Here is an 11,487-nt window from a genome sequence, read left to right on the forward strand (position 1 = left end):
GGCGTTCTGTCATTCCCGGGCCATTGCCGCCCCGGGGCAGCCCCCTTGAGACAGAGGAGCCCCGCACGATGACCACGACGGCGAAGACGATCACGGAGCAGACCGGTGCCCGCACGGAGGAGGCGGCCGGCCTGATCACCGACGCACGTGAGCGCATCGACGCACTCGACGACCGGATCATCGGTCTCGTACAGGAACGGATGGCCGTGTCCGCGGTGATCCAGGACGCACGGATCTCCTCGGGTGGGCGACGGGTGAACCTATCGCGCGAGATGGAGGTTCTCGGCCACTTCCGAGAGGCGCTGGGCAAGCCGGGGACGGCGCTGGCGATGACACTGCTGGAGCTGTGCCGAGGCCGCGTCTGAATCAACGGGCCCGTGGCCGGACAGGCCCGACAAGGTGGTCGGGCGCAACTGAGTTCGGGTCCGCTCTCACCCGTACGGCGCGTGACCGAGGCCGAGCGGGCTTCGTTGGAACCCATGTCCGTGTCAGCCAGGGGCGGGCCTGGAAGGAAAACCACGCGTGGCTCCGCTGGGGCGTGTGACGTGCCGACGGCACGTCGTGGGACCTCGCACCAGCGCATGTGACCGGTCGGCAGGGGACAGCAGCCCGGTCACCCCAAAGCGGTCGACTCCGAGGACGCTCGGGGTCGACCGCAATCCGGTCGAAGCAGCTGCGCACTGCGTCCCACCCGACCCACCACCACACTTTCCGCCGTGTTTCCCACCGCGGCGAAACGACAGATCCCCTCCCCGCGGCGCACCCCCCAGCGCCGCGTCCGTCGGCACCACCGCCGCCCTGACACCGGCGCCGACGGGCAAGGGTCCCCGCGGACACACCTGCGGGGACCCTTGCCGTGTGCTCCTGCCCGTACTCCTGCCCAAGGTCACGGACCCCGGGACACGGACCACTGGACACAGACACCTGGACACAGGCACCTGGAACACGGACCCCGGGAACACGGAGCGGAGGATCACATTCCCCGCTCCGGCCCGTACCACTCGATGGACTGCTGCCCTGCCGGCCAGCGCTCCATCCGGAGAGGTCCCGGATAGAAGGCCGCGCTGTCGGGACCGACCATGTCACCGCCCGTCAGATACCGGCTCAACCATGCGCCGAACGACATCCGGTACTCGTAGAAGTCCTGCTCATCGCCGTCACAGGTGAGAAGCCGGTCCGGTTCGCCGTCCGCCCTTGGGGCGAGGAAGACGTACTCGCCCCGATCAGTGCTGCACAGGGGGACCATCCCCCTCTCACCACCGAACAGGGGACCTGTCGATTCAAAGCCGGGGCACAGGACGTGCTCGTCCCAAGTGGTGGCGGTGAACGCCTCCACGGTCCGAGCCATGAAGGACGACAGCCCCAGGCCAGGAGCGGCGGGATGCTCCAGGTGGAGGTGTCCGTTGACCTGAATCGGCGCATAGGCATCGACGAGGGTCTTGTAGTCCTCCGGTAGTGCGAGCCCGAGTTCCTCTTCCAACCTGTTCCAGGCATCGGGGTCGGCGTAGCGCGCATCGGGTTCACCCATCATCGCGAACACGTGCTTCAGGTGTTCCATCTCCGCACCTCCCCACGGCCTCGGAGCCCCTGCACGGCGACCCGGTGTTCCGGCCGTTCTCGATCGAGATCGGCCGTACGCGACTCTTCGGCCCATCGGCCCGACAACGGCATCAGCCGAACGTCATTCCGGCGTAGGGATCTGGCTCACCCGTCCATGGGTCGAGGCCCAGAGAGCGCAGACGCTTGTCCTCTCGGTCACCCAGGTACGACACCGGCACGGTGTTCCACAGATCGAGACCACTGAGCGGACACTCAGGAAACTCACCGGAGATGGTCGCCCGCAGGAACTCGACCATTCCGCATTCATACGTGGCCCAATGGGGAGAAGAATGCCTGCCCCAGACCGCCACTGGCCACTGATCCGGTTCTTCTCCCGAGACGAGCCAGCAGAGAATATCCCCACTCGAATCGACGCCCCAAGCGATCACGTCATGATCTGTTCGCAACGGCTCGGACCCGCGAGCGTTCTCCGTCTCTTCCGCCATGGAATCGATCGGACCATCGACCTCCGGACTGAGTATCAGTAGATACCGCGCAAAAACCCCCTTTCCGTATGTGTACAGAAAATCGATGTAGTCCGTGGGGAAGCGAACACCCCAACAACGCTGGACCGCTGACCAGTCCACGGTGTCTCCCCCACTCCCTATGCGATGGATGAGACCGTCCAGCACACGGGACCCCGACTGTTGAATCATCTTCTGAACCATCCATTCATGCCGCGAACAGCCACTGCCCTTCGGGTTCCAGCTGGGCCTGGGGACCGATCGACCGCACCAACCGGACTGACCGCACTGACCGCACTGACCGCATCGAACCGGATCGCGTTGCCACCGTTGTCGGGATTCTGGGCGATCACTGGGCGGGCGGACGTACCACCACCCTTGCGGACCGGCGATGCGGCTGCCCTTACTCCACCGGACCGAGGGATGGGCTATCACCGCGAAATACGTCCGTGGCCTACACCACATAAAATTTCTGTCAGAAGATGGGCAACCATTTCGGCGGGTCGCAGGTCAATCATGCGTACCGACGGCCTCACCCGTGCACCACAGCTTCGGAAGGCCAACCAGCCCGTGCCGCATCGAAGCGGCGCCCAGACACCGCCGAGGTCTTCATGAAGCTCCGCCGCGCTATGGCCATCGCTGCCGCGAGCGCCGTCATAGCCCCTGCCACCTTCCTGGCAGCCCCGGCCGCCTATGCGACGAGCCCGAGCCCCTCCGAGTCCTCGTCCTCGCCGAGCACCTCGCAGAGCCCGTCGGAGAAGCCTTCGGAGAGCACCTCGCCGAGCGCCTCCGAAAGCCCCTCGGAGAGCACCTCGCCGAGCACGTCGGAAAGCCCGTCCGAGAGCACATCGCCGAGCAACTCCGAGAGCCCGTCCCAGAGCGAGAGCCCGTCGCAGAGCCCGAGCCCGAGCAACACGGAGTCCTCCCCGCCGGCGTCCCCGAGCCCGAGCTCCTCGGAGTCGGAGCCCCCGGCCGAGTGCAACGACTCCGCGGTCGACGTCTCCATCAGCGGTCTCCCCGGCAAGATCGCGGCGGGCAGCGGCTGGCACAAGTTCTCCATGAACGTGCACAACACCTCGGACGACACCCTGACCGACCTGGCGTTCTTCGCCGGAGCCTCGTCGGACAAGCTGGGTGAGGACCTCTTCAAGAAGAAGCACGTCGAACTCCAGGCGTACGACCCCGACACCAAGTCGTGGGAGGGCCTGGAAGGCCCCGACGGTGAAGCGGTCGGCTTCGTCGGCTGGACCGATGAGCTGAAGCCCGACTACGAGGTCAACCTGCCGCTGCGCCTGAACGTCAAGGCGAAGGCGCCCGTGGGCTCCGGCTTCTCGCTCGGCGCGAGCCTCTACTCCAGCGGTGAAGGCGAGTGCGAGGGCTTCGGCGAGGTCGCCTACAAGTTCCAGATCGTGAAGTCCGGCACGGACACCGACGGAACCGAGCCGCAGGAAGGCGGCAAGGTCCCGGTCGCGACGGAGAAGCCGTCCAAGGACAACAGCGGGGCCGTCGTCGAGGGCAGCCTCGCCGAGACCGGCTCCAGCTCCGTCGTCCCGACCATCGGGATCGTCGGCGGTATCGCCATCGTCGCCGGAGCGGGTGTCGTCTTCGCGATGAAGCGCCGCCGCGCGAACGGTGCCACGGCGTAGCCCGTAGGCCGAAGAACCCGGAGGGGTCGCTGCGCTTGGAGGGGGGCGCAGCGGCCTCTCTGTCTGTCCGGACGGGTGCGGAGTCGGTCGCACACGGTCGAACCGAAGTCGGAGCCGGTCGCGCACGGTCGAACCGAAGTCGGAGCCGGTCGCGCACGGTCGAACCGAAGTCGGTCGAACCGAAGTCAGCCGGCCCGGATTCAGTCGGCCCGGAGCCAATCGGCGTGGAGCCAGCCGGCCCGGATTCAGTCCGCTTTCGGCGGGATCTCCGAGGTTTCGGAGCGGCGCGGTACAACCGGTATGTCGAGGAGTGGCGGCAGCCGCAGTTCACCGAAGGCGCCGACCGGCACCACGGGTGCGACCGGGGGCACTGCCGGAATCCGTCGGTACGGTGCGCCTTGGGCGGGGCGGGGGTCCGCGTCTCCCTTGTTGGGCCACATCGACAGGGCCCGTTCCGCCTGGGCCGTGATGGTCAGTGACGGGTTGACGCCCAGGTTCGCCGTGACGGCTGCGCCGTCCACCACCGAGATGTCCGGATATCCGTAGAGTCGGTGGTAGGGATCGATCACACCGGAGTCCGCCGATGCTCCGATCGGGCAGCCGCCGAGGAAGTGGGCGGTCAGCGGTGTCCCCATCAGCTCACCCACGTTGGAGCCGGCGAAGCCGTTGATCTCCTCGGCGAGCAGCGCTGCGGCCCGGGTGGCCGCGGCGATCTGACCCGGGTTGGGTGCTCCATGGCCCTGCCGGGCGGTCAGCAGTCCTTTGCCGAGGCCACCGGGCTTTCGGTAGGTCGTCAGCGAGTTGTCCAGGGACTGCATGACCAGCCCGATGATGGTCCGTTCCGACCAGCGTCGGTTGGAGAGCGAACGAACCGCCCGGACGGGGTGTCTGCCCAGTTGACCGACCCAGCCGCGTACCCGGGCCCGGGTGTTGTAGGGCACCTGGAGGATCGTCAGGAGCCCCATGGCGTTGGAGCCCTTGCCGTAGCGCACCGGCTCGATGTGGGTGTCGGCGTCGGGGTGGATGGACGAGGTGATCGCGACGCCGCGGGTGAAGTCGACCTTCCGTGTGCCGTGGCGCCGACGGTAGCGGCGGTCGTCGGTCTGGGCTCCCACCAGCGCTTCGGAGTTCGTCCGGGTCAGTTCGCCGAGCCGGGGTGAGAGCGCGGGCAGTCGTCCGGTGTCCTTCATCCGGTGCAGCAGGGTCTGGGTGCCGTAGGTGCCCGCCGCGACGACGACCCGGGGCGCCGTGAACGTACGTCCCCCACCCCGGCGCCTGCGGTCGCTCGGCACGGTCGTGACGGACAGTCCGCCCCGCGGATCCTCGGCGACGGCGATCACGGTCGTCATCGGATGGACCACGGCGCCCGCGCGCTCGGCGAGATGGAGGTAGTTCTCGTTGAGGGTGTTCTTCGCTCCGTGGCGGCAGCCGGTCATGCACTCGCCGCACTGGCGGCAGGCCGTACGGGCGGGGCCGGCGCCGCCGAAGTAGGGGTCGGGCACCTGGGTGCCGGGAGCGACGCGCACGGTCTTGTCGGCGTCGGCGCCGTCGCCGAAGAACACCCCGACCGGAGCCAGGTGGAAGGTGTCCTCGATGCCCATCGCCCTGGCCGTGGCGCGGAGGTGGACGTCGGACGGGGTCACGGTCGGGTTGATCCGTACGCCGAGCATGCGACGTGCCTGGTCGTAGTGCGGGGAGAGTTCCGCCTGCCAGTCGGTGATGTCCTTCCACTGCGGGTCCTGGAAGAAGCGCTCGGGCGGTACGTAGAGGGTGTTGGCGTAGTTCAGCGAGCCGCCGCCGACACCCGCGCCGGCCAGCACCATCACCTTGCCGAGCAGATGGATGCGTTGGATGCCGAACAGGCCGAGCTTCGGGGCCCAGAGGAAGTTGCGCAGGTCCCAGGAGTTCTTGGGGAGGGTCTCTCGGGTGAAGCGTCGGCCTGCTTCCAGGACGCCGACCCGGTATCCCTTCTCGGTGAGCCGCAGCGCGGCGACGCAGCCGCCGAAGCCGGAGCCGATCACGATCACGTCGTAGTCGGGGGCGTGATCGGGGGACGGGCCAGGGGCCGGGGAGGTGCGGTGCGCAGGGGGTGCCTCGGGCATGGCTCTCCTCGTCCGGGAGGTTGGGGTGTGTCCGGAGGCCGCGCCGGTTGGCCCCCGAAGGTGCCTCAGGGCAGGCGCAGGGCCTTCATCACCCGAAGCGCGCGGCTCATCGCGGTGGTGTACTTCCGGTCGTCCATGCCCAGCGACGGTGCGAGGGGCAGGAGTCGCTGTTGGGCCACCGTCTGGGCCTCGGTGTACTTGAGGACGCCCTCCGCCCCGTGGCGCCGCCCGAGGCCGGAGTCCTTCATCCCGCCCATCGGCGACTGCACGCTCCCGTAGGCCGATGCGTACGCCTCGTTGATGTTGACCGTACCGACGCGCAGTCGGGTGGCGAGTTCATGGCCTCGCTTGCCGTCGCGCGTCCAGATGCTGGCGTTCAGTCCGTACGGGGTGGCGTTGGCGGCCTCGACCACCGTGTCCTCGTCGGTGAAGCGGTAGAGGGAGACCACGGGGCCGAAGGTCTCCTCGGCACAGACCGCCATGGGCGGCTCGACCCCGTCCAGGATGGTCGGCTCGTAGAAGTAGGGGCCGATGTCGGGTCGGGCGGTGCCGCCGGCCACGACGGTGGCACCCTTGGCGACGGCTTCCTCCACGTGTCGGGTCACGGCGGTCAGTTGCCGTTCACCGGCGAGCGAGCCCATGTCCGCCCCGTACGAGAGCGAGTTCCCGAGGCGCATGGCCCGGGTGCGCTCCGCGAACCGTTCGATGAAGCGGTCGGCGATGGACTCGTGGACGTAGAGCCGTTCGATGGAGACGCAGAGTTGACCGGCTGATGAGAAGCATGCGCGGACCGCGCCGGCCGCGGCCTGCTCGACGTCCGCGTCATGGAGCACGAGCATCGGGTTCTTGCCGCCGAGTTCCAGCGAGACGCCGATCAGACGGGCCGCCGCGCCCTGGGCGACCTCGCGCCCGGTGCGGGTGGAGCCCGTGAAGGAGACGTAGTCGGCGTGCCGGACCACCTCCGGCCCGACGACGGGCCCCTCCCCCAGGACGATCTGGAACACCTCGGCGGGCAGCCCCGCCTCCAGGAGGAGATCGCGGGCCCACAGCGCGGTCAGCGCGGTCTCCGTGTCCGGCTTCATCACCATCGCGTTGCCGGCCACGAACGCGGGGAGCGCATCGCCGATGGAGAGTTCCAGCGGGTAGTTCCAGGGCGCGATCTGGCCGATGACTCCGCGGGGCTGACGGAACTCGGTCACCTTCGTCAGTACGGGCACCACGCCCGTGTGGCGTCGGGCGTGTAGATGGGCCGCGGCGCGGCGGCCGTAGTGGCGGGCGGACACGGCCACCGCCTGCACCTCCTCATGTGCGTGCAGCCGGGCCTTGCCCGTCTCCAACTGGATGAGGTCGAGCACCTCGGCCTGTCGTTCCAGGAGGAGGTCGTGGAAGCGCAGGAGGACCGCGGCGCGGGTGCGGATCGAGGTTGCGGCCCAGGCGCCCTGGGCGGCGCGGGCCCGCTCGAAGGCCGTGGCCACATCAGCGGGCGTCGCCTCGGGCAGATCGGCCAGTTTCGCCCCGGTGAAGGGGGTGTGGTTCGCGGTGCGACGGGAGCCGATGACACCCCGGGTGAGCTGGGCGACCACTTCGGGAGTGACCACGTCGTCTGCGGTGCGCGCACCGCTCGGCGCGGGGGCGATGGGGTTGGTCCCGAAGGGCTTCGACTCCGTCATGAGGCCGAGGGTAACGAGCCCGGGGCCCGTTTGGGTACCCGCTGGTAACACCTTTCGCCCCGTTCTGGCACCGCGCCAGCAATCGCTGGCACATAAGCCCTGATCAGCGGGGTTGCCTCAATGAAGCCGCTCGTTGAATCGCCGGGGGCGGGAGACATTCGACACCGGCCGCAGGCGCCCGCCCGAGTGGGGCGCTCGGGTCGGGCCGCCCTCTCGGGAAGCGTGCCGAGGGGGAACGCCGATGCGCCCCGAACCGTGAGCCGGGCCCCTCCTGGGCAAGCGGGCCCGGTGCATCAGGGGCGACCCATCAGCGGACGGTTCCTCACAGCTCCTGGATGTCCAGATGCTCCACCACGCGCTCGAACAGTGCGCTGCCCTCCTTGGCCGCCCATCCCTCGGCCGGACCGGAGACCCGCAGCCGCCAGTACACCTCCTTCGCCCCCTCGCCCGTGGCGACGATCCGCTCCTGCCAGCGCATCCGGGCCGGATTTTCGCCGTAGGCGTTGGGCGGCAGGAAGTCGACGGTCGTGTCGAACGCCTTCCTCCCCTGCTGCTCCGACGCCGCAACCGTCACCTTGGGTTCGTCGATCTCCGTCCCGTTGTCCCCACCCCGCTCGTAGTGGGTGCGCCAGGCGCTCTGGCTCGGCGGCAACTCCTTCTCCACCTCGGCGGTCTCGACCCGCTCCAGATAGATCAGGAACACGCCGCTGGGGTCGTAGTACGTGACGCTCGCCCCCCGGTCCTCCTCGACGCGCTTGTACTCGGACGGCACGGCCATGTTCGCCGCCACCACCTCACGGTCGGAACGGACCTCCCAGCCCTCGGGCATCTGACCGTCCGTCCCGCCGAACGGGTCGACGAGGACAAGGGCGAGTGCGACCGCCACGGCCAACAACCCGCCGCCGAGCCCGTACCGAGCGCCCTTGCTCTGCTGGAGCACCGGCGGCACCCATCGATTGCCCCCGCCGATCGGGCCCGGCACGTGTCCCGGAATGGACTGCGTGGGGTCGTACGCGACCTGGGGTGGCCGGGCAACGCCCTCCAACGTCTGGCGGATCTCCGCCGCATCGGGCCGCATGGCCGGATCCTTGCGCAGCAGCTGCATCACCAGCGTGCCCAACGCACCCGATCCGCGCGAAGGCGTCTGGGGCTCGGCGGAGAGCACGGCCTGGAGGGTCGCCGGGATGTGCGAGCGACGGTAGGGGGACACCCCTTCGACCGCCGCGTACAGCACCACCCCGAGCGACCACAGATCGGACTCCGGTCCCGGACGCTGGCCCAGCACCCGCTCCGGGGCGATGAACTCGGGCGAGCCGACGAAGGCGCCGGTCTCCGTCAGCCCCTGCTCGCCCTCGATCTGGGCGATGCCGAAGTCGGTGAGGACCACCCGATCGGCCCGGCCCAACAGGACGTTGTCCGGCTTGACATCGCGGTGCAGCACGCCCGCCTCATGGGCGGCGGCCAGCGCCCCCAGCACATCGAGCCCGATCCGGGCGGCCTCCCGGACATCCAGGATGCCCTCCTGGAGGCGGTCGGCGAGGGACTGGCCGTGGACCAACTCCATGACGATCCACGGCTTGCCGTCCTCGACGACGACATCGTGCATGGTGACCACGGCCGGATGCTCGATGCGGGCCGCAGCGCGGGCCTCGCGCTGCATCCGCAGATAGACCTTCTCGCGTTCAGCGGCGTTCAGGTGGTCGGGGACCCGAGGTTCCTTGACCGCGACCTCGCGGTCCACGACCTCGTCATGGGCCCGCCAGACCGTGCCCATACCGCCGTGGCCGAGCCTGCTGACGAGCCGATAGCGTCCGCCGATCCGACGCCCCTGCTCGGGCCCGCCCACCGGGGGTGGCACCGGTACGGCTGCCGGTACCGGCGGCGGCGGCGCGCTCATGGACTGCGCTGCGCTGTGGTGCTCCGGAGGCGTCGACGGGGGAACGTGCGTGGGGATCTGCGGTGCGTGCGGTGGTCTGAGGTCATAGCTGGTGGGCTCGTTCCCCCGGCCCCGGTTGTTCGTCATGCACACATCCTGGTCACTTTTCAGCCGTAAACGCTACGGCCGCCGTACAGCGGATGCAGAGCCGTGACAGTTGACGCCGAGGCACTTCACCAGCGGCGCAGAACATCAGCTCGGGGGGCGCCAGCTGCGCAGCACCGTGTTGAACTGCTCCTCGGTGGTCCCCCAGTCCTCGGCCGGGCTGGACATGTAGAGCGCGTACTCCGTGCCGTCCGCACCGAAGTACATCTGGTCGACGGCCCGTCGTGGGCCGGGGAAGGTCTCTTTCTCGTTCCAGGTGAACTCCCACAGCGCCGACTTCGTCTGGTCCCGGAAGAGATTGGGCTCCAGCGTGACGCGCTGGTAGTCGGGAAGTTTCGCGAGGACCTTCTCCAGGTCCAGCATGTGCGCGTGCGGATGGTCGTAGTCGGGTGAGGTGTCGATCCCGATCCGCAGGAGGTGCCGACCGCCGTTGGGGGTGTAGTCGATCTGAGCCCCCTGCACCCGACGCTCCCAACCATTCGGTACGAGCAGGCTGAAACCGGCTGGGTCTTCCACCCTGCGCCAGCCGTCCGGCACCTCCTGGGAGCCCTGGGGGGTGCGGGATGCCTCAGGTGTCTGTGCGACGGGACTTGGCGGCGGCTGGGACGCCTTGGGCGTCTGCGCGGGCTTCTTGAGTATCAGCCCCGACTCCTTGGGCGTCGACTCCGCCGTGACCTGCGGGGTCGCCGACTTCACCGTCTGCTCCCGCTGTTGGTCGAAGTAGACGAACCCGGCGATTCCGGCACCGGTGCCGATGACCACCGCGAGCGCGATGACGACCAGGGACGTCCGTACGCCCGTTCTCCGCGGTGGCTCGGGCGTCGGCAGGGGATGCGGCGCGTACGGCGTGTGGGTGGCCGGAGTCGGCGCGTTCATGGGAGGCGGCGGTACCGGGTGGTGCGGTTGGTTCAGCTGCGTCAGGGTCCGAGTGGACGGCTGGGGGGCGAACACCGCAGCGGGGTTCTGGCCGTCCAGGGCCGCCTGGAGCATCCGTTCCGTCTCCTGCAACGACGGCCTGGCCGCCGGGTCCTTCTGCAACAGGGCCATGACCACGGGAGCGAGCGGCCCGGCCTGGTGTGGATGGGCGGGCTCCTCGTCGATCACCGCCTGCATGGTCGTCAACGGCGATGTGCGCCGAAACGGAGAAGTGCCCTCCAGGACCGTGTAGAGCGTCGCGCCCAGCGACCAGAGGTCGGACGCGGCGCCGGGGTCGGCGCCGCGCACCCGCTCGGGCGCCAAATAGTCGAGGGACCCGACGATCTCACCGGTCCTGGTGATCGTGGAGTCCCCCTCGATGGCGGCGATGCCGAAGTCGGTTATGCGGGCCCGGCCGTCCGGGCCCAACAGGATGTTCGCGGGCTTCACATCCCGGTGGAGGACACCCGCGGCATGAGCTGCGCCCAGCGCCCGCAACACCTCAAGGCCGATCCGGGCCACCTCACGCGCAGGCAGCGCGCCCGCAGGGCCCTGCGCCACAGCGGCATCCGCGAGCGAGGGGCCGTCCACGTACTCCATGACGATCCAGGGCCGACCATCGTGGTCGAGCACGTCGTGGACGGTCACCACACCCGGGTGGCTGATGCGGGCGGCAGCACGCGCCTCGGTCCGCGTACGGGTGTGCAGTACGGCACGGTCCGCCTCGGTGGCGTACATGCCGGCCGTCATTTCCTTGATGGCAACGACCCGGTGCAACACCTCGTCATGAGCGCGCCACACCTGGCCCATTCCGCCACGACCGATGGCCTCCGCCAGTCGATAGCGCCCCGCCAGCACCAGACCTGAGCCGATGCCCTGAGAATGCACGGCGTCGCCGCCTCGTTGAGCGTTTTCCACGATTCCCCCGCCCCGTTCCTGGGGACCCAGAGTACGGAAGACATGGCCGAGAAGGATCAGGTGGGTTGCACCAACTGTCCTATGTCTTCGAGGCGTCGGCTGCGACGGGGTGATGACACCTGCTCAAAACCC

9 protein-coding genes are annotated in these 11,487 nt (G+C 69.0%); 2 read left to right on the forward strand and 7 right to left on the reverse strand.

Annotated elements, in window-relative coordinates; all coding sequences use genetic code 11:
• Nucleotides 1-68 precede the first annotated feature (68 nt).
• Entirely contained in the window at nucleotides 69-365 is a 297-nt protein-coding gene (locus ACFXJL_RS04300; RefSeq protein WP_329022317.1) for a chorismate mutase, read from the forward strand.
• Nucleotides 366-973: 608 nt separating this feature from the next.
• Here the strand turns inward: ACFXJL_RS04300 and ACFXJL_RS04305 are convergent.
• From ACFXJL_RS04305 to ACFXJL_RS04315, 3 genes are all read right to left on the reverse strand, one after another.
• The gene (locus ACFXJL_RS04305) at nucleotides 974-1,558 is read right to left on the reverse strand and encodes an SMI1/KNR4 family protein (RefSeq protein ID WP_384689013.1); all 585 of its coding nucleotides are present in this window, start codon (nucleotides 1,556-1,558) and stop codon (nucleotides 974-976) included.
• Nucleotides 1,559-1,670: 112 nt separating this feature from the next.
• Nucleotides 1,671-2,186, reverse strand: a complete 516-nt coding sequence (locus tag ACFXJL_RS04310; RefSeq protein WP_384689016.1) for an SMI1/KNR4 family protein — start codon at nucleotides 2,184-2,186, stop codon at nucleotides 1,671-1,673.
• A 568-nt stretch (nucleotides 2,187-2,754) separates the two neighbouring features.
• On the reverse strand, nucleotides 2,755-3,069 hold the full coding sequence (locus ACFXJL_RS04315; protein ID WP_358876427.1) for a hypothetical protein: 315 nt from the start codon (nucleotides 3,067-3,069) through the stop codon (nucleotides 2,755-2,757).
• 52 nt (nucleotides 3,070-3,121) lie between these two features.
• On the opposite strand from ACFXJL_RS04315, the gene ACFXJL_RS04320 reads away from it, so the two are divergent.
• Nucleotides 3,122-3,709: an LPXTG cell wall anchor domain-containing protein gene (locus ACFXJL_RS04320; protein ID WP_358876428.1), complete on the forward strand. Its 588-nt coding sequence runs from the start codon at nucleotides 3,122-3,124 to the stop codon at nucleotides 3,707-3,709.
• A 245-nt stretch (nucleotides 3,710-3,954) separates the two neighbouring features.
• Here the strand turns inward: ACFXJL_RS04320 and ACFXJL_RS04325 are convergent, their stop codons facing one another.
• From ACFXJL_RS04325 to ACFXJL_RS04340, 4 genes are all read right to left on the reverse strand, one after another.
• Nucleotides 3,955-5,811, reverse strand: coding sequence for a GMC oxidoreductase (locus tag ACFXJL_RS04325; protein WP_384689020.1), 1,857 nt, complete (start codon nucleotides 5,809-5,811; stop codon nucleotides 3,955-3,957).
• Nucleotides 5,812-5,876: 65 nt separating this feature from the next.
• Complete coding sequence (locus tag ACFXJL_RS04330; RefSeq protein WP_384689023.1) at nucleotides 5,877-7,481, reverse strand: succinic semialdehyde dehydrogenase; 1,605 nt, start codon at nucleotides 7,479-7,481, stop codon at nucleotides 5,877-5,879.
• A gap of 322 nt (nucleotides 7,482-7,803) precedes the next feature.
• Entirely contained in the window at nucleotides 7,804-9,504 is a 1,701-nt protein-coding gene (locus ACFXJL_RS04335; RefSeq protein WP_384689026.1) for a serine/threonine-protein kinase, read from the reverse strand.
• A gap of 105 nt (nucleotides 9,505-9,609) precedes the next feature.
• Complete coding sequence (locus ACFXJL_RS04340) at nucleotides 9,610-11,325, reverse strand: serine/threonine-protein kinase (RefSeq protein ID WP_384689029.1); 1,716 nt, start codon at nucleotides 11,323-11,325, stop codon at nucleotides 9,610-9,612.
• Nucleotides 11,326-11,487: the final 162 nt, after the last annotated feature.

The sequence above is a fragment of the Streptomyces sp. NPDC059256 genome (assembly GCF_042753785.1).
GTDB lineage: Bacteria > Actinomycetota > Actinomycetes > Streptomycetales > Streptomycetaceae > Streptomyces.

Coding starts and splice junctions, on each gene's coding strand:
- ACFXJL_RS04300 (WP_329022317.1), top strand. CDS start 69: ATGACCACGACGGCGAAGACGATCACGGAGCAGACCGGTGCCCGCACG.
- ACFXJL_RS04305 (WP_384689013.1), bottom strand. CDS start 1,558: ATGGAACACCTGAAGCACGTGTTCGCGATGATGGGTGAACCCGATGCG.
- ACFXJL_RS04315 (WP_358876427.1), bottom strand. CDS start 3,069: ATGGAGACGTCGACCGCGGAGTCGTTGCACTCGGCCGGGGGCTCCGAC.
- ACFXJL_RS04320 (WP_358876428.1), top strand. CDS start 3,122: ATGAACGTGCACAACACCTCGGACGACACCCTGACCGACCTGGCGTTC.
- ACFXJL_RS04325 (WP_384689020.1), bottom strand. CDS start 5,811: ATGCCCGAGGCACCCCCTGCGCACCGCACCTCCCCGGCCCCTGGCCCG.
- ACFXJL_RS04330 (WP_384689023.1), bottom strand. CDS start 7,481: ATGACGGAGTCGAAGCCCTTCGGGACCAACCCCATCGCCCCCGCGCCG.
- ACFXJL_RS04335 (WP_384689026.1), bottom strand. CDS start 9,504: ATGACGAACAACCGGGGCCGGGGGAACGAGCCCACCAGCTATGACCTC.